A 22,226-nucleotide genomic window follows, 5' to 3' on the forward strand; every position below is an offset into this window, starting at 1 on the left:
TATTAATTTTTTGAAATATATTCTACTATTCTTTTACATGCTTTTCCATCTCCATATGGGTTATGAAGTTTACTCATACCTTCATATGAATTTTTATCCTGTAAAAGCTTCTTTGCTTCTGATATTATGCTATTCTTATTTGTTCCTACTAAAATTACCGTTCCCGCTTCAACTGCTTCTGGTCTTTCAGTAGTGTCTCTCATAACTAAAACCGGTTTTCCCAAACTTGGAGCCTCTTCCTGTACGCCTCCACTGTCAGTAATAATTAAATATGATTGATTCATCAACCATACAAACGCCGGGTAAGAAAGTGGTGCAATTAATTTAATGTTATCCACTTTATCCAAAAGTTCATATACTGGCTTTTGAACATTTGGATTTAAATGTACAGGGTAAATAATTTGTGTTTCTGGATGATCCGCGGCAATTTGTTTTAAAGCTTCACAAATATTAATAAATCCTTGACCATGATTTTCTCTTCTATGCCCTGTAACGAGAATCAGTTTTTTATCAACCTCAACAATCTTTTTAAGTTGTTCTACTTCCTTATCTTCAAATCTATCTTTATTAACCTTCTCAACACTAAATTTTAGTGCATCTATAACTGTATTACCCGTTATCAATATTGAATCAGAAGATTTATTCTCATTAATCAAATTCTGTCTTGACGTTTCTGTAGGAGAAAAATGAATATCAGAAACTACTCCCGTAACACACCTATTCATTTCTTCTGGAAATGGAGATTTCATATTAAACGTTCTTAAGCCAGCTTCAACATGACAAACTTTAGCACCAGAATAAAAGGCGGCTAAGCTAGAAGCCATCGTGGTTGTTGTGTCTCCATGAACATATACATAATCAGGTTGAAACTCTTCAAGAATTGGTTTCAGATCAATAATAATGTCTGCAGTGAGTGTATACAAGTTCTGGTTAGGTTTCATCAAATTAAGATCATAATCAGGAGTGATCTCAAAAAATGATAACACTTGATCTAACATTTCCCGATGTTGTGCCGTAATACAGACTCTTGTTTCAAAAATATCTGAATGTTTTTGAAACTCTTTAACTAATGGAGCCATCTTGATAGCTTCGGGTCTTGTTCCAAAAACAATTAAGTTTTTTTTCATCGAATACTTGAATATAAATTTATTAAAGAATTCTTCCAATCCAGAATATCTAAATCAAAAGCGCTATTTAATTTTTGCTTACTCAAAATACTATATTTTGGTCTTCGTGCAAAAGTAGGGTAATTATCGGTTTTTTTAAGTATTATAGTATCAAGTTTCCCTGATACTCTTAAAATTTCCTTAGCAAAATCATACCAAGTAGCTTCACTAAGGTTACTGAAATGATAAATACCATACTTTTGATTGTTATTAATAATCAAATCCAGGACAAACTTAGCAAGATCATTTGCATTCGTTGGCGTTCCCATCTCTGAAGTAACAATAGTTAATTGTTTTTCTGTTTCAGATTTTTTCAAAATCGTTTTAAAAAAATTATGCCCAAATTCAGAATACAACCACGAGGTTCTAATAATAAAATACTTTTCTGCAATTTGTTGAATGCTTTGTTCTCCTGCCAATTTTGATTTTCCATATTCATTAATAGGATTCGGAATATCCTCCTCTGTATATGGCATTTTTTTCTCACCATCAAAAATATAATCCGTAGATATGTGAATCAGAGTACTTTTTTTTTCTTCACATATAAAAGCCAAGTTTTTTACCCCTTCTGCATTTACTAAGAATGCTTTATCAGGTTCCTTTTCTGCCTGTTCAACATTGGTATAGGCAGCACAATTAATTACAAAATCAAATGATTTATCCTCAAAGAAATCACTAACCCTATCTTTTTTTGTAATATCTAATATGGTAGAGTTAGCAAAAAACAATGTTAATTTTGGGTATTCATTTTTAATTTTATCTATACATTGCCCTAGTTGACCTCCAGATCCAGTTACTAAAACATTAATTATATTAGATGATGTATTCATTTATTATCCCTGTAATTGTGTTTTTATTATTTATCATAATTCATCAAATATTTATTTAATGAAATCATAACCAATGTCAAAAATAAAACACTCACTAATAAGATTGGTGTCAAAACAATTTTTTTACTAAAAAAGTCACTTACCAATGCTCCTTTGTTAGGGAATTCAGAAATGATATTAACAGTATTCTTTGTATTTGCTTTCTCCTTATTTAATTTAATTTTTTCATTCTTCAATTTTTGTGCTTGATTAAGCAATTCAATTTCTGAAGATTGATAAGGTTTATTTTCAGCCAAGTTAATACTTGTTGCACCATCAGGCTTTTTAGCTTCTAAAATTTTTATCTTTTTATAGAATTCTTGTAAATCATCAATCTCTTTTTTTTGTTGTTCTATAATTGAGTCTCCAAGAGCAATATTGTAATCATTAATCTCCTTCTGAAGTTTGAAATATTCATTGTTTTCTATAGATGTAACAATTGCTTTTTGACATTTTTTTGCAATTTCTGGGGATGTCGTTTCTATTTCAATCTTATGAAATTTAGCATTGATGTCATTAAAGTTTTTTAAATAATATTCATAATCCACTTGTTGTTGAGATATTGAATCTAATTCGCCAATAAATTCACTGAATTGTTTTATTCTCTGTGTTTCGTCAGAAAATGATTCTATAGTCACTTTATTAATATATAATGCTTCTTTTTCATCAATATGAAAAGCTTCTGCCAAAGCTTTATTTTCTTGCTGTATTGCCAATTGATTGTAAAATTCAATATTATTGTATAATTGTTGAACACTATTAAAATTAGGTTCTATAATCATCGAAGATCTATATGTTGGTTGAGCAATATGATCTAAATATCCTCCTATTGCTAAGCCTATAAATCCAACCGTAATAAATTTTAAAAAATGTCCTCTTATAAATTTGAGGAACAAAATTGATAGGTGAAAAATACTTTTAAATATGTCTCCAATAAGCTTAAAGAATCTATTAATCATAGTTCCTATAAGGTGAAATAATTGCCCCAAATCAATTTCTTCCGAAGTATGTTCTTTCATCGTCGTAGGTTAACTTTATTTTAGGAATTAAACCATTCCTTAATTGATAAATTTTTAAAAACCAAAACTGAAAATCCAATAGATTCAAAATACACAGAGATACTCTAAAAAGAGTTCTTAGCTTTTGAGAATTAATTGAAAAAAGTGACGATAGGGTAGGAAAAACGTCAACTATAAAATACAATTACTTGTATCTATTTTAACTGTTATTTAGTCTGTTTCTTTTCACTTAAAAAAGAAAGCGGCGGCAATTTAATGAAAGAAAAATGGTTCTGAAACGTTTTTATAAAACTTAACATTTCACTAACAAATACCAATTATTCTCTTAATAATTTAAGATTATGCATTTTTTAAATCTGTTAAAAACGGTAGACAACCATCTTTTTCTGACAATTGAATTATTGAGGAATCTAATCTCCAATCAATATTAAGATCCGGGTCATTATACATAATCCCAGATTCTGAAGATTTATGATAGTAATTATCACATTTATAAGCAAATATTGCACTTTCACTCAATGTTACAAATCCGTGAGCAAATCCTCTTGGAACAAATAATTGAAAATTATTTTGATCATTTAATAGGATTGCAAAGTGTTTTTTATAGGTTTTGGAATCTGGTCTTAGGTCCACAGCAACATCCAACACTTCACCCCTGATCACTCTAACCAATTTTGCCTGTGCATAGGCACCTGTCTGAAAATGTAATCCTCTAAGAGTTCCTTTTCTAGAAATCGACTGATTATCCTGAACAAAATTTACATTATATCCAGAGATTTCCTCGAATTTTTTTTTATTAAAGCTTTCAAAAAAAGACCCTCTGCTGTCCTCAAAAACATTAGGTTTAATTACAAAACACCCCTCAATAAAAGTTGATTGAATTTCCATATTTAATCTAATTGTAATAGGTATTTACCATAACCGCTTTTGATAAGAGGTTTTGCCAAACGATGAAGTTGTTCTTTATCAATAAAACCTTTTTTGTACGCAATTTCTTCTATAGCTCCAATTTTAAGGCCTTGTCTTTCTTCTATTACCTGAACAAATTGACTGGCTTGCATAAGAGAGTTAAATGTTCCTGTATCCAGCCATGCTGTACCTTTATCCAGGATACTTACTTTTAACTTCCCTTTCTGCAAATATGCATTGTTAATATCTGTAATTTCTAGTTCACCACGAGAACTAGGAGTTATAGCTTTGGCAATTTTTACAACTTCATTATCATAGAAATAAATTCCTGGCACTGCATAATTAGATTTTGGAGCTTCAGGTTTTTCTTCTATAGAAGTGGCATTACCTTGGGCATCAAAATCAACAACACCATATCGTTCTGGATCTTGTACGTGATATGCATATATAATTCCTCCATCCGGATCATTATTTCTTTCTAATAATGCTTCTAAACCAGAACCATAGAATATATTGTCTCCCAGTATTAGAGCAACTTTATCCTGACCTATAAATTTTTCCCCAATAATAAAAGCTTCAGCTAATCCATTGGGGTGTTCTTGTATTGCATATTCGAATCGACATCCATAAGTAGTACCATCTCCTAATAATTTTTCGAATAACGGTAAATCTTGTGGAGTGGATATAATTAATATTTCTCTAATTCCTGCCGAAATTAATGTAGAGACCGGATAATAAATCATCGGCTTATCATAAACGGGCATCAACTGTTTACTAATTGCCAATGTAAGTGGATGTAAACGCGTTCCTGAACCTCCTGCTAGTATTATTCCTTTCATTATTGTATTTATTATCCTAAATGGATTTCTGTCTTCAATAAAAGTTGAAAGTCCAAAATAGTATTAGTTTTTATACTTTTTTAAATACCACTTAATAGTTTTCTCAATCCCCGTTTCAAAATTCTCCTCTGCTGCCCACTTTAATTCGTTTTCGATTTTAGATGCATCAATTGCGTACCTAAAGTCATGACCTGGACGATCGGTAACAAAAGTAATAAGATCTTTATAAGATGTTCCTTTACTTCTTGGTACGACTCTATCCAAAATTTTACAAATTGTAGTGGCTATATATAGATTTTCTCTTTCGTTTTTGCCTCCAATATTATAGGTTTCTCCTAATTTTCCAGTCTTTAATACCAAGTCTATGCCTTTACAATGATCTAAAACATATAACCAATCTCGTACATTTTTACCATCACCATAAATAGGAATATTTTCTTCATTAACTGCTTTTCTGATAATAGTTGGGATTAATTTTTCATCATGTTGTCTCGGTCCATAGTTGTTTGAACAGTTTGTCGTAACCACAGGCAATCCATAGGTATGAAAATAGCTTCTAACCAGCATATCTGAAGATGCTTTTGAAGCACTATATGGACTGTTAGGTGCATAGGGTGTGTTCTCATTAAAAAGACCCGTTTCACCTAATGTTCCATATACCTCATCTGTAGAAACATGCAAAAAACGAGCATGTTTATATTCTGGATCAAATTCATTTGGTGATTTCATCCAGGTTTGATAAGCGGCCTGCAATAGATTAAATGTTCCTACAATATTAGTTTCGATAAACGCTTTTGGACCAGTGATAGAATTATCAACATGGGATTCTGCGGCAAAATGGACAACGGTATCAATTTGATATTCCTTAAAAATTGTCTTAACTGTATCCCAGTCACAGATATCTCCTTCAATAAAAGCATAATCTGCCTCTTTTTTAATCTCAATATTTTTAAGATCTGCAGCATATGTTAGTTTATCAAGATTAACGATTTTTGATGTTGTATCTTTTGCGATAAGGTTTATATAATTTGACCCTATAAATCCTGCACCACCTGTTATTAAGATATTCCTCTTCATGTTATATTTAGATATACACTTCTAACAATTTCATTTCATTATTATCGCTTTCTATAGATATATTTTCAATCGTGCGAGGAATGAGTATTGTTTCACCAAATGAAATTTTTTCAGAATAGTCTATAGTACTTATTGTCCCGCTTCCTTCTACGCACATTAAAATTTTAAATGAATCTAAGCCATTATACTCTCTTTTTAGAGTGCCATCCACCTCTATTGCACCTGTCGTAAAATAAGTTCCAGAAATAAGATTATTCACCTTATTTTTATCCTTATCATACTCTAATTTAAAAGACCGATCTCCTTTAAAATCTAAGGCGTCCAATGCTAGATCAGTATGTAATTCTCTTTCATTTCCTTCACTGTCTTTTCGATCCCAATCATAAACTCTATAAGTAATATCAGATGTTTGTTGAATCTCTGCAATCAAAGATCCACCTCCTATGGCATGTATTCTTCCTGCTTTTATAAAATAGCTATCTCCTTTTGTAATAGTTTCGAAATTGAGTAATTCTGTAATTTTTCCATCTTTTAGAAACGTTTCATACTCTTCTTTGTTAGTGTCTTTGTTAAATCCAACAATTAACTTAGCATCAGCATCGGCCTGAACTACATACCACATTTCTGTTTTACCAAAAGAATCATGTCTTTTTTTTGCTAATGTATCATCTGGATGGAGTTGGATCGATAAGTCTTCTCTAGCGTCGATAAACTTAATTAATAATGGAAATTGATCTCCAAACTCTTTATATACCTTTTCTCCTAATAGTTGCGTTGGATACTCTTTGATAAGATCATCTAATCTTCTCCCTGCATATATTCCATTTGAGATCACTGAAACATTGTCATTTACAGTAGAAATCTCCCAGCTTTCACCAATATTATCGTCTATTGCAGGCTTATTAAGAATTGTTTTTAGTTTATTTCCCCCCCAAATTTTTTCTTTTAGAATAGGGTGAAATTTTAACGGGTATAGCATAAATATATTTTTTACAAAACTGTAATTATTCTTCTTCCTCAACAAAATTCTTTATAGTTCTTGATAGATATTTTAAAAAGAAAAATAACGAAACTAATAGAAAGAATAGTACTGGAACAGTAAATAACATATTATTTACCAATTTTTTCTTCCTTGAAATCACATCTCCATAATCTACAAATGAGAATATTTCCTTATCCAAAACCAAAGCCTGTTCTTGCTCGTTAATCAACTCCATTAAAAGTTCTTTCTTCTGTAATAACGAAGCAACAGAAAGCATAGGGATTTCTTGACTTGGAGAATATAAAACAACAGCTTCTCTTTCTACTTTCAAAGGAGTTTTTTTAATATTTTCCAGATAGGTATCAATAAATTCTAATGATGTTTTGTTTCTTTCTAGATCAATTTTATTTTGCTTAATAAAGAGGTTTGACACATCCCTATAATATTGATTTGATTTGATATACTTCAAAATAGAGGATACTAATTTCTCATTCTCAACGCTAACACTATTAAATTCAATACTTATTTTATGGTGTTTATAAAAATCTCTGAATTTCTCTTCTTCTATCTGATCCTCATCATATGCATTCATTATATCTTTAAAAAATTCTCTATTCTCATATCTTTTTTCAAGATTATCTAATACATCTGTTCCTTTTATAATAGGCTCTATTTTAATGTTTTTAATGTTTTTGGCATTATCAACAGTAATTCCCAATTTATCAACAAAAACATCATCTCTTAAATTGATTTTTAACTCATCGATAAAATCATATATGTATTTTGTACTATTATATTTAGGTTCAATTATTATCTCTTGTACAATATCAAATTTTGCATCTTTCCTTTGCTCTAAAAAATATCCAGCAATACCTCCCAAAATCAACAAAACTAGAAATAAAATTGCTTTTTTCTTATAAAATGTAATTACCGAAATGATCAACCTAAGAAAGTTCCTAAAACCTCCTTTTATCATGCTAAAAATCTGCATCATATCTATTTCGTCACTGTAATTTTCATTACTCATAATTGTTATCCTTCTTTAAATATTTGTTCTATTATTTTTTCAGTAATGAGGTATGTAGGTTTTACACCTGTTGTTCCTAATCCTCCTGAAGCTAATGTACTTCCTGTTTCTAATGGATTATCAGAGGCATAATATGCATATCTCACTTTAACTTTTGGGCTTATACTTCCTCTAAGTTTTGAAGCAGATTGTATTGCTTTTTGATAATGAGCTCCTTCCATTTCTAATCCGATCACATTCCAGGTTGAGTCATGAAAAAACTTTAATATATCTCTGTTCTGTAATGATGTTCCTAAAACGGTAATCATAGCTCCATCATAAATATCAATACCATGACCTTCTAATTCTTTCTTTTTTAGCTGATTTTTAAACGGGTAATTATCTGCTGTCCCTTCAAAAACGTGAGCAGAAGGTATCATAATATCTCCTTTTCCTCCCTCAAGAATACCAGCTTTACCCATAATAGAAACAGACTTGACATCCAGATGTACTTTATCACCTTCAATATTTATATAAGGTTTTAATAATTCATCCATAGTTTCATACGCTTGTTCTCCAAACGCATAGTCCATAACAACAATTACAGGTTTATTCTCATTTTCTAAATCAGCAATATGGTTTTTGTATTCACCTTCCGGGGATTGAATAGTATCAAAAATCTGAACATTAATATTTGCTCCACTTTGATCTTCGATATATGTCATTCCTTTCTGTAAAGCTAATTTCTCTACTCTAGCTCTTAATTTATCATTTTTGCTTTCGCTTAATGATTCATAAATATCAAATGTACTCTTGTTTTTTAATTCGGTCTTTAGAGCAATTGGTGCATACAATGCATTCATTACACTGTGCATGTTTGCACTTATAACATGAATCGGACGTTGAAGTAATTTAAGTTCTTCTAATTTCTTTTTTATTGAATTGGCCCAAATCTCTCCATGAATATGGTGTCCTAGCCTTTCTCTTAATACTGGACTAAAAGTGACTATTCGCTTATTGTCTTCTATCGATTCTTCTATCGCTAATTTACCTAACCAGTAAATAATCTCTAAAAAACGTTCTTTGCTTTCAGGACAAGAAAAATCATTATAAACAGAAGAAACTTCTTCAAAAGTTCTTCCTAAAATATTTGCTGTATGTGTAAGTGCTACTTCTCTTTCGGCTTTAGTTAAGTCTTTTTTTGATAGCACCGCTTTTTCTAACTTTTGCCAATCTCTGGTTACTTTTCCTTGTTCATTAATCACGACTCGATTCATAATCTTATGTGACTCTATAAACAGGAATGTAAGATGCGTAAGTATATCATAAATTTCAGACCTTCCTCTGGTAATTTCAATATTCATCTGCTCCTCATCAATACGATAGCAATTTCTTCTTCTTTTTGGAGGAACAATTGCCTTAAAATGAGAGTTTTTATACCCTTCTTCACTAGTAAGATTAATATATCGACATTCTTCAATACCAAAGGGTAAACGATCTATTACATAAAGAAGTCCATTAAGTTCTACTTTTTCTTCTGCTACAGAACCATAAATTTCGGGGCGTAGAATAAGAAGTGCTTCTCTTAATGTATCTCCAGAAACACCCATAGGCTTATAGAAACCTCTATTAAAAAGATGACGCATAGTAATGTACATGCGTTCGATCGCGCTTGAGCTTTCCTGAGCCCTTGTCCTACCTTGTAATATTAGATTTGCCATAAATTTTTCCTAGCAAATATAAGTATACTAACCGAACATTGAAATGTCATGTATAATTATGTTTCTTTTTCGTTCAAATAATGATTTAAACTATTTATCAATCATAGCGGTAAGTTTGTCTGCAATATTTCTATCATTAGACAATCTGGGAAGCTTATTTTGTCCTCCTAATTTACCAACTGATCTCATGTAGTCTTTAAAACCATCTTTAGGGACTGGGGTTATTTTTAGAGTTCTTAATATCTTCCCTTCGATCAAATCATCATAGTACGAGTTTTGCCTTCTTAGTGAATTTTCTATTTCTAATGCCAGTGCCTCGATATCAACTGGAGTTTCTTTAAACTCTATAAACCATTCATGGTATGGTAATTCAGAATTATCTGGATTAACCTGTGGTGCAACGGTAAAGTCATTAATCATTGCTCCTATGGTGTCTGCACCTTCTTTAAGGGCTTGATCTACTTCTTTTCCGATTACATGCTCTCCAAAAGCCGAAATAAAATGTTTTATTCTTCCAGAAACGATTAGCCTGTAGGGTGTCGTACAGGTAAACATTACAGTATCTCCAATATTATAAGACCATAATCCTGCAGTAGTAGAAACAAGCATTACATAATTAACACCTTTTTCGACCTCACCAATAGTTAATCTTTTAGGTTTCTCTTCAAAAAACTCTTCTGCCTTTACAAATTCATAAAACATCCCAGAATCTAACTGCAGTAGCATACCTTTTTCATTTTGCTTATCCTGAAAAGCAAAGAATCCTTCTGATGCAGGGTATAGTTCGATACCTGCAACTTTTCTTCCTATCAATTTTTCAAATGTAGCTTTATAGGGTTCAAAATTAACTCCGCCATATATGAATAATTCAAATCCTTTAAACAGGTCTCCTATAGTTTTATTCGTTTTCTGCTGTAGTTTTTCAAAATACATTTGTACCCATGGTGGTATACCACTAATCACAGTCATATTTTGATGTATTGTTTCTTCAACAATTGCATCTACCTTTTCTTCCCAATCTTCGATACAATTTGTTTCCCAGCTTGGCAATCTATTTTTTTGTAAGTACTTAGGTACATAATGTGCCACGATCCCAGAAAGTCTACCCAGCATTACTCCATTTTTTTCTTCCATCTCTGGGCTTCCCTGAAGAAATATCATTTTACCATCAACAAAATCAACTTTTCCGGTCTCTTCTATATAGCATAAAATTGCATTACGTGCTGCTCTAATATGAGTAGGCATCGAATCTTTGGTTAATGGAATATACTTGGCTCCACTTGTAGTTCCTGATGTTTTTGCAAAATATAAAGGTTTCCCCGGCCAAAGCACATCTTTTTCTCCATCTACAACTCGATTAACATATGATTTTAATTGCTCATAATCTCGTATAGGAACATTCTTTACAAAATCCGAATGTGTTTTAATATTCTGAAAATTATGATCCTTACCAAACGCAGTATTCCCAGCCACTTTTATTAAATCTTTAAAAACCTTCTCTTGGGTTTTTATCGGATTTGATGACCATTTATTAATTTTCTTGCGAATGCGCTTAGCAAATATTTTAGCTCCTAATGATTTTAAGGACATAGATAATTATTGTTCAAAATCAATAAAATTAGACGGATCAGTAGGGTATCCATCTCTCCATAATTCAAAATGTAAGTGAGGCCCTGTTGATAGTTCTCCTGTAGAACCAGCAGTAGCAATTACTTCACCGGCTTTAACTTGTTCTCCTTGTTGTTTTGTCAACGAGGCGTTATGCTTATATACTGTAAGCAAATTGTTACCGTGCTTAAGTATAATCACATGGCCCGTTTCTGCCGTCCATTCAGCAAAAATTACAGTACCAGAAGATGCTGCTTTTACTGGAGTATCTTTTAGAACTGCAACATCCACTCCATAGTGTTTTTCTGTCGCATTATACTCAGAAGTGATATTACCTTTTACCGGCGGAAATAGTGAAAAGTCTAAACTCGATTTTTCACTTTCGAACAGGCTATATCTATCTTCTTTAGATACTTCTTCACGAAGTTTAATATCTTGCTCAGAAGGTTTTAAATCAATTTCTTGTGGGTTTATTTTTTGAGACTGTATTGCAGAATCAATATCAAATTCTACTGTTTTTACATCTCCAGTCAATACTTTTTTAATTGATTTATAGTATTCTTGATTTATCATAATTCTGGATTCCAAAGAATCGGTGGTAGCAACTAATTGAGTTGCTCTTAAGTTTAATGAAGTAGAAGAATACCCGGGAATATATTCTCGAAGTGGTGTAAAAGCGATTAAAAAAGTTGTTCCTGCTACCAGAACTATCGACGTTATGGTAACCATTACAAAAACATTAAGTCTGTTAAGCTTAAAAGATATACGTTCCTCAAAAGTATCCTCATTAAGGATAACTAAGCGATACTTATTAAGCAGCTTTTTAGTAATCTTCTTCTGTTCTTTGTTCTTTTTTGCCATGGATTACATCTTCCGTAAAGAATGTTATCAAATAGGTATTATTCGCAAATATACATAATCTACAAATATCAAAATATAAGCTTTTTGATATATAAATGTTTCTTAAATAACGTATCATCAAGAACGTTTTCTCTGCTCCAAAAATTATCTAAAACACAATACAATTTAAGGAATCATCATTCTTTAATGGTTAAAGATTATATAAATTGCATCAGTTTCATCATTTCTTGCTAACTTTGTCATCTAATAGTTAAGATCATGATATTATCTAGTATAGTTTTAGGAATGATAGGTCCATGGCAAATTGCTTTAATCGTAGGAATTGTACTCCTTTTATTTGGAGGAAAAAAAATTCCCGAATTAATGAGAGGCCTAGGGAGTGGTATAAAAGAATTTAAGGATGCTTCGAAAGAAGAAGAGGAAGAAGATCCAAAAATTGATGAGAAAAAATAATTTTTCTCATCATCAAATACATACAAAAAAACCAACTCTTTTTGAGTTGGTTTTTTTGTACACACTAATCATTATCATTTATGCAACGTTGAAAAACATAAAGTCCTTATTATAGCTACATGCCAATAAATTAAGTGTTTACAAATAATTTTATATGTTTGTATCTAACACTAAACAACAATCGAATGAAAAAAATAGGTTCGTACATAGCTATTGCAGGAGCTATATCAATTCTTTTAAATTTTTTTAATTACAATCTTAAAATTCTCATATGGATTGATTCCTGGGGACTAACAACAGGATGGATAATCAGAGTTGGAATACTTGTTTTGGGATTGATTTTATTTTTTATGGGCTCTAAACAAACGAGCGAAGAACAACCTGAATAAAATATCAAGCCTTATAGATATTAGATATTTCTATAAGGCTTTTTTTTAATCCACAAGAGATAACTGTATCCTCTTTCTATTCATATCTACATCTACTACAGTAACCATTAGATGTTGATGTAATTGCACAACGGCATTTACATCGCTTATATATTCATTCGCCAGTTTTGAAATATGAATTAATCCACTTTCTTTAACTCCTATATCTACAAAACATCCAAAATTCGTAATATTATTTACAATTCCTGGTAGTTTCATTCCTGCTTTTATATCTGCTATAGTTTTTACGTTTGGATCAAATTCAAAAACTGTAACTTTCTTTCTGGGATCTACACCAGGTTTCTCTAATTCTTTAACAATATCGGTTAACGTAGGAAGCCCCACTTCGTCGGTGATATAACCCTGAAGTTTGATTTTTGAAATAGCTTCTTTATTTCCTATTAACTCAGTTACAGGAACCCCAGCGTCCTTAGCCATTTTAGAAACCAATTGATATCGTTCGGGATGAACTGCAGAGTTATCTAGTGGGTTTTTAGGACTTGTAATTCTTAAGAATGCAGCAGCTTGTTCATAAGCTTTTCCTCCTAATCTAGGCACTTTTTTTAATTCTTCGCGAGACTGTAATGCGCCATTTTCTGATCGATAAGCCACAATATTTTCTGCTAGTTTTTCTCCAATCCCTGAAACATAACTTAATAATGGAACACTAGCTGTATTTACATTAATTCCTACACTATTCACACAACTCATTACTACAGTGTCCAATTCATTTTTAAGCTTGGTTTGATCTACATCGTGCTGGTATTGTCCCACTCCAATAGATTTTGCATCAATTTTCACTAATTCTGCTAGTGGGTCTGCCAGTCGTCTGCCAATAGAAACCGCTCCACGTACAGTCACATCATAATTAGGAAATTCTGCTCGTGCTATTTTGGAGGCAGAGTATATAGAGGCGCCACTTTCATTTACCATAAAAACTTGTATAGGGTTTTCGAATGGTATTTTTTTAATAAAAGCTTCAGTTTCTCTTGCGGCAGTACCATTTCCTATTGCAATTGCTTCTATCTTATACGCATTTACAAGGGATCGTATCTTTTTAATTGCTCCTGTGACTTCTCTTTGTGGAGGATGAGGATAGATATTCTCGTTATGTAATAAATCTCCTTGCTTGTCAAGACAAACGAGTTTACAACCTGATTTAAAACCAGGGTCTAATGCTAATATCTTCTTCTGCCCTAAAGGTGATGCCAGTAATAACTGTTTTAAGTTTTGTGCAAAAACTTTAATCGCATTATCATCTGCTTTTTCTTTTGATTGATTTAATATTTCTGTAGAAATTGCAGGAGCTAATAGACGTTTATACGCATCAGAAATTGCTAAAAATACATGATCGGTACAAGCTTCAACATTGGTTCTAATCATCACATCATCTATAATATCCAATGCATCATTTTCGGGAACGGTAATTTTTACTCTTACAATTTTTTCGTTTTCAGCCCTTAGAATTGCCAGTAATCGATGTGACGGACATTTATGAAGTGGTTCCTCCCAATCAAAATACTGTTGATATTTCTGAGCTTCGTCGTCGTCTTTTTTTGCCTTGATCACGGTAGAAGCTATGGTCGCTTTACGTTGGTATAATCTTCGTAATCTATTTCGAATTTTTTCGTCCTCATTAATCCATTCTGCAATAATATCCCTAGCTCCCTGTAGTGCCAATTCTTCTGTAGAAATTTCATCGTTTAAGTATTGTGATGCTACAAAAAGAATTTCTTCTTCTTTCTGTTCTATAACAATCTTTGCTAACGGTTCTAATCCTTGTTCTTTGGCAACAGAAGCTTTAGTTTTTCTTTTTTTCTTATACGGTAAATACAGATCTTCTACTTGAGTAAGTGTATCTGCTAATAGAATTCTCTTCTCTAATTCTGGAGTTAAAGCCTCTTGTTCCCGAATTGCGGTAAGGACACTTTCTTTTCTTTTTTGAAGTACTTCAAAAGCCGTTTTATATTTTACTATTTCGCCAATAGCTACTTCATCCAGATCACCTGTCATTTCCTTACGATATCTGGAAATGAAGGGAATGGTAGCTCCATCATCTAAAAGAGAAATGGTTTTGGCAATTTGTTTTTCTGAAATAGGGATTTGTTTAGCAACAAAAGAAACAACACTCATAAAAATCATTTTTTAGCATCGCTAAATATATTATAAACCACAAAGAATTCAAAGGTGAATTAAATTCTTACCCTTACTCCTTATAAGCACTTAATTTGCATCAGGATAGAGGCCAAATTTATTCTAGTTCTATCATTTCCATTTTGGAAATCAAACTTCCATCAGTACCCATTCCTTCAATAAAAAGTCTAATGTTTTTTGTAAATGTATCTGGTATTTTAAGCGTAGCAACTCCTTTTGAGTCGAAATTTATATATGGTTGCCAATGAATTGTACCAAAATCTCTAAAAAAAGGATCCTGATAACTGGTATAGATGGGGTTGTAAAACTCTTTAATCGGTTGAAATCCTTTTTTAGTAGTATACTCAGAAAGTTTTGTTGCTAGTCCACTTGATACAGAGTTCGTATTTGAAAATGTTTTTTTACTATAAATTCTAATCACACCGTTACCGCCAACACCTCCTCCTATTCCTGAACCAAATCTATCGTAATATACATTTTCTACATCTCTGGTACGAATACTAAGTAAAACACTAATGTCTATAAGTTGTATATCATCTACATACACTACAGGTGCATTTGGATTTGAAGGAATTCCTGAAAACTCATCTGGTGGTAATCCCGAGGTTGTTCTTGTATCTGTATTAAGATTTAATCTTATTCCCACAACCTGAGTTAAATAATCTGTTATGTTGATGAAAATATCCCTTTCTTTTTCACTAATTTGTATGGGTTTTCCTTTTAAGAAATCAAAATCAACTTCTTCTTGCCTTTTTCTCCCTTGTATAATTACCTCATCTAATAATTCTGCATCATCAAAAAAATATTCTGGAATCAAAACATCTAATGCTCCTCTTTCGTTTATATTTATATTAGAAGCAGTTAAAATCAGTGGTTTTTTTAATCGATTAGATTGTATTTGAATATATGTTCCTTCCTTTACAAATTTGCCATTAGATTTTACTGCAGAAATACTAATCACTTCACCCTTCTCAGGATAAAAGTTTTTAATTGTAAATGCCCCTTCGCTGTCAACATCAATTAATCTGGAAGTATTTTTTTTGGTTGGATACAGATATACTTGTTTGATATCTTTATTCTTTGTGTTCTGAAGTTTTCCTTTTAATGTCAAGCCATTATTAAAATCATACATTTTCTTTGGCTTTTGATTAAAAATCGTATTCCAATTATACCTGCTCCACCCCTGGGTAATCAATAACAAATCCAAATCATATGCTTTTCTCCTGGTACTGTTATTAGGAAAATAATATTTTGGGTTTTCAACAAATCCTTTAATGTATGGATTAAGCAACATGGCTGAGTGTATATTATCCTGATGCATATATGATTTTGTTCCTCCCGGCAATACAGAAACACTTAGATTATATGCGATATTATCTCTTTGAGGAGCTTTTATATTAAGTAACAATGAATCATTGATGGTTTTAAGGTACGTCACTTTTATATCTGTATATGTTTCATCGATACGATTAAAAAGCAAACGCTCTAAAACAGGAGTGTTATCTTCAAAAAGCGTAACCGTATTTATACCTGAATATAATTCTTCTCTTTGTATGGATATGGCTTTACTTATTTGACCAGGAGAGAAGTTGATTGCTATCCTTTTTGAAGCATTGTTCTTATGAATCAATAAATAATAATTGTTATCTTTTAATGCATCTACCGTATTTGCATTTGTATTAAATTCTATGATTACATTATCTTTATAAAGATTATTAATACGTATTGCTATCCCTTTACTCTCTGCTTGAGGGAAAGGTACTTTTATTTCACTTTTATTATCTAATACTAAAACAGCAGTATATTTTATACCAGAGCGTGGTTTAAACTTAAATTTACCGATACCAAATTGATTAGATTTAAAAGATCCAACAACAATACCTTGGTCATCAAGTATACTACCATTATCAAAAGAAACTCCATACCCTCGATTATTAATCAATTTGAAGCCTATAGTATTTTCTGTATCAGAAACCATATACCCCCCTTCTGGTAGTAATTGAAAATCATATCCTTCTTCTTGCTGATTTGTGGTTTCATTTATAGACTTATTTACAATACTTATTTTTTGAACATAAGAGTCATCCTCTATAAAATTATTCATCCAATTTGTAGAAGCTCTTAAGTAATAGTTTCCGCTTGCCCAGGTAGAATCTATTTTTATATTTCCTTGTGTACTGCCATAATATCCCAAAAACAAACCGCTATATACTTCGTTTCCTTTATCGTCAAAGAGTTCTACATTTAGGTTTGTTGTAAATCGTGACGGAAGGTTATTTTTTCGATCATATGTATATTCTTTAAACCATATTTCTTCTCCATGAAGATATGTGCTTTTATTAAGGTGAACGTATACCGTTTCTCTTGGAATATCAAAGTATTGTGCGTTAGCTTCTTCTGGAGAAATCTGAAGGGTTTCTTGTGCTGACAATGATACTACAAACAAGAAAGAGATTACGGTAAACAACTGTCTCTTCATAATGATGATTGTGTGAAATAAACGGTACTTATTACCCAATAAGTATCAATTATCCTTTAAACCAACCGATCCAATATAATCTTAACAACACAATCTGTTTTGTTGAAATAAACAGTCACAAATTTTGACAACATATATGATGTATCCGGCATTCTAAATTCAAACAAGATACTTTAAGGGTTTACTCAAACTTTATAGATTTCATTATAGCCTCCAACTCAAACATATTGTCTCTTTTATTGATTGAAGGAGCAAATACGAAGCCTTCTAATACTACTAATCTATTATTTACTTTATCTTCTATTGCATAATTAACAAATGGGCCCGCCATAAACCTATCCTTAATCTCCCATGTTCCTTTGGTTTCAAAAGTGAATCTACCATCCAGGGTTGTCTCATATAAATATGGAGCATATGCTTCTTCCGTAATAAAATGACCCACCTCTGAAGTTGGTATTTTTATGGCGCCTATAGAATCTCTCATTTTTATAATACTAGAAACGGTGTTCGAATCTTTAGTTACAATTCCTAATGGAAGTTCGTATAGCATTAAATTCATACTTCCATTAGTCAAATCTTTACGTATCCAGAAAAAATCTTCTTCTTCTATTGCAATACGATAAGCTGTAGGAATCTTAAGTGTAATTCCTAGTTTTTCCTTTAATTGAGGGATTTTCTCAAGTGATTTCTGTATTCTACTCTGTTTTTCTAGAGTTTCTGTGGATTTAAATCTTGAAACGATCGTTTCTTGATGTTCTCTAATCAATGAAATAATATCAGCATCACTCGAACCAGAAATCACAACACCCAGTTGAGGAGTTGCAAATTTATTGTTCAATACTCCGTACTTTCTTTCTTCTCCTTTTCCTTTTTTGATCCATAAAAAGGTACGATTTTTTCTTGCTAAACCAGAAAATGCAGCCATTGGCATTTGTCTCATCGAAAATAAAGGTTCCTGTTGAGGTAATCCAGGTACTTCTGCACCCAAATATTTACGTATTGTATCCCCAACATTACTTTTCCATAAATCATTCTCAATAACAACAGAGAGTTCATTTATTTTTCCTACAGAGTGAGCCATGGCTCCCTGATTCTTTGTTTTTTTGTCTTTTTTGGTCTCTGTACAACTAATGATACAAAGCAGGCAAATAATTGCAAGCGATAATTTCCTCATAAAGTGATGATATTTGCGGTTATGATTTCGAAAGTTTCAATGTCATACCTGGTTTTATACCACTACCGCTAATATCGTTCCAATTTTTAAGATTTTCTACAGAAATACCTTTAAATTTTTGTGAAATACTCCATAAGGTATCTCCAGTCTTTACCGTATAAGATGCCGAACTGCTACTTACTGCCCTGGTTGTGGGCTTAGAAGTTGTTGTTTTGGTTCGACTTACAACTGGTCTTCGAGGGTAAACAGTAAGACGTTGCCCAATTCTTAGATTATTGCTACGTAAACCATTCCATTTTTTTAACTGACTTACTCTAACTCCGTATCTCCTTGCAATTTTTCCTAAATAATCACCACTACGAACTCTGTATCGAATTCTATCACTAGCTTCAGAGTATTTTGGAAGCGGTTTTTCACGTTTATCAAAGTCAGCTTTGGCTAATGCATAGATTTGATCTTCATTAGATACAAAAGGGCCTATTTTATCCAAAGGTAAACGTAATACATAATCTTCATCTTTGATATACGGAATAATGTCCAACTTATATGAAGGGTTTAAAAACTGTAATTCTTCGATATCAATATTTACATATTCAGAAACCTGATCCAGGGTAATCATATGTTTTACTTTAATTGTATCGGTTTCAAAATAGGTTACTTCTGGTTTTCTTGGTTTAAAACCGTGTTTGTCTGCATATTCAAAAATATACATGGTAGCTAAAAAGGCCGGTAGGTAACCTGCGGTCTCTCTAGGAAGGTTATGTCTAATATTCCAGTAATTTTTATATCCTCCACTACGTCTAATTGCTTTGGTAACATTACCTGGTCCAGAGTTATATGATGCTAAAGCAAGATCCCAATCTCCAAAAACTTTATATAGATTAGCAAGATATTTACATGCAGCTTTGGTCGACATAATAGGGTCCATACGTTCATCTACATAAGAGCTAACTTCTAAACCAAACATTTTACCTGTACCAAACATAAATTGCCATAAACCTGTTGCTCCAACTCTCGATTTTGCTCTTGGTTTTAAAGCCGATTCTACAATAGCCAGGTATTTTATTTCTAATGGAATATTTTGATTGTCTAATTCCTGTTCAAAAAGAGGAAAATAAAATTCGCTCAAGGCCATTAAACGTCCTAAATGCTCATGACGGTTTTTTAAATATCTTTTAATTACACTTTCTAAAGAAGGATTATATTCTACATTAAAAGGGGTCCTGGCATTTAATTCTGCCAATCTCGCTTTTAATGTATCTGTAGGCAGGTCTACATATTCTACTGGCTCATATGCTAACTCTGTAACTGATTTATAAATAGTATCAAAAAGACTTGAGTTATACAATTCTTGTTTCCAGATAGAATCCAACTCTGACATTCTGGGGTGATCCTTCGCTGCGTAGATTACACTATCCTTTGCACTGGTCGATGTTAGGGTAGTTATTTGCATCTCTCCACTCGTTTTGATCACTTTGGTGGTATCTACCACTCTAATTGTATCTTGTTTCAAAGTCAGATTTTCTTTCAGCAAAATCTCCTTAGCATTTTCAGATTTTGACTGTTCCTGAGGTGGTGTTTCTTGTCCAAATATTGAAACTGAAACCAATAGAAAAGAAAGAAATAATGTGCGATAGTTGTTCATTTTACAAATTCGTTTATTGAAATTGTTTAAAGTTTATAGTTCTTAGAAATTTTGGGGCTATCAATATTGTTACTCATCTTAATTAATGACTATAATAAACATTAATTAACATGTTATCAACAATTACTGCAGCGAAAATCGTATTTTTTTTCTAAACCGCAAAAAATCAGAGCGTTAAAAACACAAAAAAACCGGTTAAAATGTCCGGTTTTTCATAATTTTTTCAAAAAATAAGTGTTTTCTTACACGTTTAGTGGATTTTTCTTATTTTTCTATTGCAGCTATTCCTGGCAATGTTTTTCCTTCTAAACTTTCTAACATTGCTCCTCCTCCTGTAGAAACATAGCTTACTTTATCGCCAAAACCAAACTGTTTTACAGCAGCAACAGAATCACCACCTCCTACAAGAGAGAATGCTCCTTTTTCTGTAGCTTCTGCTATAGAATGTCCTAAGGCAATCGTTCCCTTGGCAAAATTTTCCATCTCAAAAACACCTAATGGTCCATTCCATAAAATAGTTTTCGATTGTAATATTACCTCATGAAAATTCTTCATCGTTTCTGGACCTGCATCAAGCCCTTGCCATCCGTTAGGTATCATATCCACATCCATTACTGCAGTATTTGCATTGTTGTCAAAGGCATCTGCTCCTAATACATCTACGGGTAAATGAATCTGAACTCCTTTTTCTTTTGCTTTTTTTAGAATTTCTAGAGCAAGCTCTTGCTTATCATCCTCACATATAGAATCTCCTATTTGCCCTCCTTTTGCTTTAATAAATGTATATGTCATTCCACCGCCAACGATAAGGTGATCTACTTTATCGAGGATATTTTCGATAATTGTAATCTTTGAAGATACTTTTGACCCTCCTAGAACAGCAGTTACCGGTTTTTCTCCACTTCTTAACACTTTATCAATACTTTCTATCTCTTTTGCCAATAAGCTACCAAAGCATTTGTTTTCTGGAAAAAACTGTGCTACGATAGTAGTTGACGCATGTGCTCTATGAGCAGTCCCAAACGCATCATTAACATAAATATCACCTAACTTAGATAATTGTTCTGCAAAACCAACATCTCCTTGTGTTTCGTTTGGATGAAATCTTAAATTTTCTAGCAATAATACTTCTCCAGAGTTTAGTGCAGCAACTGCATCCTCTGCTTCTTGTCCAACACAATTCGCTACGTACTTAACCTGAACCCCTAAAACATCTGCTACCTCATCTACGATATGTCGCAAAGAAAATTCGTCTTGTACTCCTTTAGGTCTCCCCAGATGAGACATAAGAATTGCGCTACCACCATCTTCCAATACTTTAATTATTGTAGGTTTTGCTGCTTGAATCCTTGTATCGTCTGTTACTTCAAATTTTTCATTAAGGGGTACATTAAAATCTACTCGAATTAATGCTTTTTTATCTTCAAAATTAAAATCGTTGATTGTCTTCATCTTACTGGATTGGTATTAAGCAAACGAAAATAATTCTATTTCGTTAAAAACATCAAAATCTAACAGAAAAATTACGCTAAACCGAATACAAACTTTCACTTTTATCATTTTTTTACAAAAAGGGCTTTTTAAATAAAAAAATCGTATTGTTTTTGGCTATTAAACTTAAAGCAGATTTGAAAACTCTACTTATTGAAAAACTACAATGTTGAGAATAGTTATTTTATTTCAAATGCTGAAGATATCTTAATATTTCCAGCATTTGAAACTTTGTTAAAACCTCAAACTACTTATTTTCAGTTTACATTCTTTTTAAACATGTTCTAATTTTGAATTCATACTTGTCAAATCGTACTTCTTTTTTTCTTATCCACTATATTTGCC

18 protein-coding genes are annotated in these 22,226 nt (G+C 32.0%); 2 read left to right on the forward strand and 16 right to left on the reverse strand.

The window, feature by feature from the left end; all coding sequences use genetic code 11:
* Positions 1-2: 2 nt before the first annotated feature.
* The 11 genes from wecB to DK442_RS12520 form a co-directional block, all read right to left on the reverse strand.
* Entirely contained in the window at positions 3-1,127 is a 1,125-nt protein-coding gene (gene wecB / locus DK442_RS12470; RefSeq protein WP_109436211.1) for a non-hydrolyzing UDP-N-acetylglucosamine 2-epimerase, read from the reverse strand.
* Positions 1,124-1,996 carry a dTDP-4-dehydrorhamnose reductase gene (gene rfbD, locus DK442_RS12475; RefSeq protein ID WP_200825109.1) on the reverse strand — a complete coding sequence of 291 codons (873 nt, stop codon included), beginning with the start codon at positions 1,994-1,996 and terminating at the stop codon, positions 1,124-1,126. Before rfbD ends, wecB begins: the two co-directional genes overlap by 4 nt.
* Positions 1,997-2,022: 26 nt before the next feature.
* Positions 2,023-3,054 (reverse strand): hypothetical protein, encoded by a 1,032-nt coding sequence (locus tag DK442_RS12480; protein ID WP_109436212.1) that lies wholly within the window; start codon positions 3,052-3,054, stop codon positions 2,023-2,025.
* A gap of 339 nt (positions 3,055-3,393) precedes the next feature.
* Complete coding sequence (gene rfbC, locus DK442_RS12485) at positions 3,394-3,942, reverse strand: dTDP-4-dehydrorhamnose 3,5-epimerase (RefSeq protein ID WP_109436213.1); 549 nt, start codon at positions 3,940-3,942, stop codon at positions 3,394-3,396.
* 2 nt (positions 3,943-3,944) lie between these two features.
* Positions 3,945-4,802, reverse strand: coding sequence for a glucose-1-phosphate thymidylyltransferase RfbA (rfbA, locus tag DK442_RS12490; RefSeq protein WP_109436214.1), 858 nt, complete (start codon positions 4,800-4,802; stop codon positions 3,945-3,947).
* A 63-nt stretch (positions 4,803-4,865) separates the two neighbouring features.
* Positions 4,866-5,879 (reverse strand): dTDP-glucose 4,6-dehydratase, encoded by a 1,014-nt coding sequence (gene rfbB / locus DK442_RS12495; protein ID WP_109436215.1) that lies wholly within the window; start codon positions 5,877-5,879, stop codon positions 4,866-4,868.
* Positions 5,880-5,886: 7 nt separating this feature from the next.
* Positions 5,887-6,858, reverse strand: a complete 972-nt coding sequence (locus DK442_RS12500) for a type I phosphomannose isomerase catalytic subunit (protein ID WP_109436216.1) — start codon at positions 6,856-6,858, stop codon at positions 5,887-5,889.
* A gap of 25 nt (positions 6,859-6,883) precedes the next feature.
* On the reverse strand, positions 6,884-7,888 hold the full coding sequence (locus DK442_RS12505) for a hypothetical protein (protein WP_109436217.1): 1,005 nt from the start codon (positions 7,886-7,888) through the stop codon (positions 6,884-6,886).
* A 5-nt stretch (positions 7,889-7,893) separates the two neighbouring features.
* Positions 7,894-9,588, reverse strand: coding sequence for a hypothetical protein (locus tag DK442_RS12510; RefSeq protein WP_109436218.1), 1,695 nt, complete (start codon positions 9,586-9,588; stop codon positions 7,894-7,896).
* Between the two features lie 90 nt (positions 9,589-9,678).
* Positions 9,679-11,178 carry a GH3 auxin-responsive promoter family protein gene (locus tag DK442_RS12515; RefSeq protein WP_109436219.1) on the reverse strand — a complete coding sequence of 500 codons (1,500 nt, stop codon included), beginning with the start codon at positions 11,176-11,178 and terminating at the stop codon, positions 9,679-9,681.
* Positions 11,179-11,184: 6 nt separating this feature from the next.
* Positions 11,185-12,057 carry a M23 family metallopeptidase gene (locus DK442_RS12520; RefSeq protein ID WP_109436220.1) on the reverse strand — a complete coding sequence of 291 codons (873 nt, stop codon included), beginning with the start codon at positions 12,055-12,057 and terminating at the stop codon, positions 11,185-11,187.
* Between the two features lie 258 nt (positions 12,058-12,315).
* On the opposite strand from DK442_RS12520, the gene DK442_RS12525 reads away from it, so the two are divergent.
* On the forward strand, positions 12,316-12,510 hold the full coding sequence (locus DK442_RS12525) for a twin-arginine translocase TatA/TatE family subunit (RefSeq protein ID WP_109436221.1): 195 nt from the start codon (positions 12,316-12,318) through the stop codon (positions 12,508-12,510).
* Between the two features lie 185 nt (positions 12,511-12,695).
* A complete protein-coding gene (locus tag DK442_RS12530; RefSeq protein ID WP_109436222.1) occupies positions 12,696-12,899 on the forward strand; it encodes a hypothetical protein in 204 nt (67 codons plus the stop codon).
* A gap of 45 nt (positions 12,900-12,944) precedes the next feature.
* Here DK442_RS12530 and DK442_RS12535 read toward each other — a convergent pair whose 3' ends face one another.
* The 5 genes from DK442_RS12535 to pgk all read right to left on the reverse strand — a co-directional run bounded on the left by DK442_RS12535 (position 12,945) and on the right by pgk (position 21,842).
* Positions 12,945-15,071 (reverse strand): Tex family protein, encoded by a 2,127-nt coding sequence (locus tag DK442_RS12535; protein ID WP_109436454.1) that lies wholly within the window; start codon positions 15,069-15,071, stop codon positions 12,945-12,947.
* A gap of 118 nt (positions 15,072-15,189) precedes the next feature.
* Entirely contained in the window at positions 15,190-17,571 is a 2,382-nt protein-coding gene (locus DK442_RS12540) for a hypothetical protein (RefSeq protein WP_109436223.1), read from the reverse strand.
* Positions 17,572-17,752: 181 nt separating this feature from the next.
* Entirely contained in the window at positions 17,753-18,745 is a 993-nt protein-coding gene (locus DK442_RS12545; RefSeq protein ID WP_109436224.1) for a DUF4837 family protein, read from the reverse strand.
* A gap of 19 nt (positions 18,746-18,764) precedes the next feature.
* Entirely contained in the window at positions 18,765-20,390 is a 1,626-nt protein-coding gene (locus DK442_RS12550) for a LysM peptidoglycan-binding domain-containing protein (protein WP_109436225.1), read from the reverse strand.
* A gap of 264 nt (positions 20,391-20,654) precedes the next feature.
* Positions 20,655-21,842 carry a phosphoglycerate kinase gene (pgk, locus tag DK442_RS12555; RefSeq protein WP_109436226.1) on the reverse strand — a complete coding sequence of 396 codons (1,188 nt, stop codon included), beginning with the start codon at positions 21,840-21,842 and terminating at the stop codon, positions 20,655-20,657.
* Positions 21,843-22,226: the final 384 nt, after the last annotated feature.

The organism is Aquimarina sp. AU119 (genome assembly GCF_900312735.1).
GTDB lineage: Bacteria > Bacteroidota > Bacteroidia > Flavobacteriales > Flavobacteriaceae > Aquimarina > Aquimarina algiphila.

Excerpts from the sequence above, each read along its gene's own strand:
- DK442_RS12540 (WP_109436223.1), bottom strand. The coding sequence starts at position 17,571 with ATGAAGAGACAGTTGTTTACCGTAATCTCTTTCTTGTTTGTAGTATCA.
- rfbD (WP_200825109.1), bottom strand. The coding sequence starts at position 1,996 with ATGAATACATCATCTAATATAATTAATGTTTTAGTAACTGGATCTGGA.
- DK442_RS12530 (WP_109436222.1), top strand. The coding sequence starts at position 12,696 with ATGAAAAAAATAGGTTCGTACATAGCTATTGCAGGAGCTATATCAATT.
- DK442_RS12505 (WP_109436217.1), bottom strand. The coding sequence starts at position 7,888 with ATGAGTAATGAAAATTACAGTGACGAAATAGATATGATGCAGATTTTT.
- DK442_RS12510 (WP_109436218.1), bottom strand. The coding sequence starts at position 9,588 with ATGGCAAATCTAATATTACAAGGTAGGACAAGGGCTCAGGAAAGCTCA.
- rfbA (WP_109436214.1), bottom strand. The coding sequence starts at position 4,802 with ATGAAAGGAATAATACTAGCAGGAGGTTCAGGAACGCGTTTACATCCA.
- DK442_RS12525 (WP_109436221.1), top strand. The coding sequence starts at position 12,316 with ATGATATTATCTAGTATAGTTTTAGGAATGATAGGTCCATGGCAAATT.
- wecB (WP_109436211.1), bottom strand. The coding sequence starts at position 1,127 with ATGAAAAAAAACTTAATTGTTTTTGGAACAAGACCCGAAGCTATCAAG.
- DK442_RS12500 (WP_109436216.1), bottom strand. The coding sequence starts at position 6,858 with ATGCTATACCCGTTAAAATTTCACCCTATTCTAAAAGAAAAAATTTGG.
- pgk (WP_109436226.1), bottom strand. The coding sequence starts at position 21,842 with ATGAAGACAATCAACGATTTTAATTTTGAAGATAAAAAAGCATTAATT.
- rfbB (WP_109436215.1), bottom strand. The coding sequence starts at position 5,879 with ATGAAGAGGAATATCTTAATAACAGGTGGTGCAGGATTTATAGGGTCA.
- DK442_RS12480 (WP_109436212.1), bottom strand. The coding sequence starts at position 3,054 with ATGAAAGAACATACTTCGGAAGAAATTGATTTGGGGCAATTATTTCAC.
- DK442_RS12550 (WP_109436225.1), bottom strand. The coding sequence starts at position 20,390 with ATGAACAACTATCGCACATTATTTCTTTCTTTTCTATTGGTTTCAGTT.
- DK442_RS12545 (WP_109436224.1), bottom strand. The coding sequence starts at position 18,745 with ATGAGGAAATTATCGCTTGCAATTATTTGCCTGCTTTGTATCATTAGT.
- rfbC (WP_109436213.1), bottom strand. The coding sequence starts at position 3,942 with ATGGAAATTCAATCAACTTTTATTGAGGGGTGTTTTGTAATTAAACCT.
- DK442_RS12520 (WP_109436220.1), bottom strand. The coding sequence starts at position 12,057 with ATGGCAAAAAAGAACAAAGAACAGAAGAAGATTACTAAAAAGCTGCTT.
- DK442_RS12515 (WP_109436219.1), bottom strand. The coding sequence starts at position 11,178 with ATGTCCTTAAAATCATTAGGAGCTAAAATATTTGCTAAGCGCATTCGC.
- DK442_RS12535 (WP_109436454.1), bottom strand. The coding sequence starts at position 15,071 with ATGAGTGTTGTTTCTTTTGTTGCTAAACAAATCCCTATTTCAGAAAAA.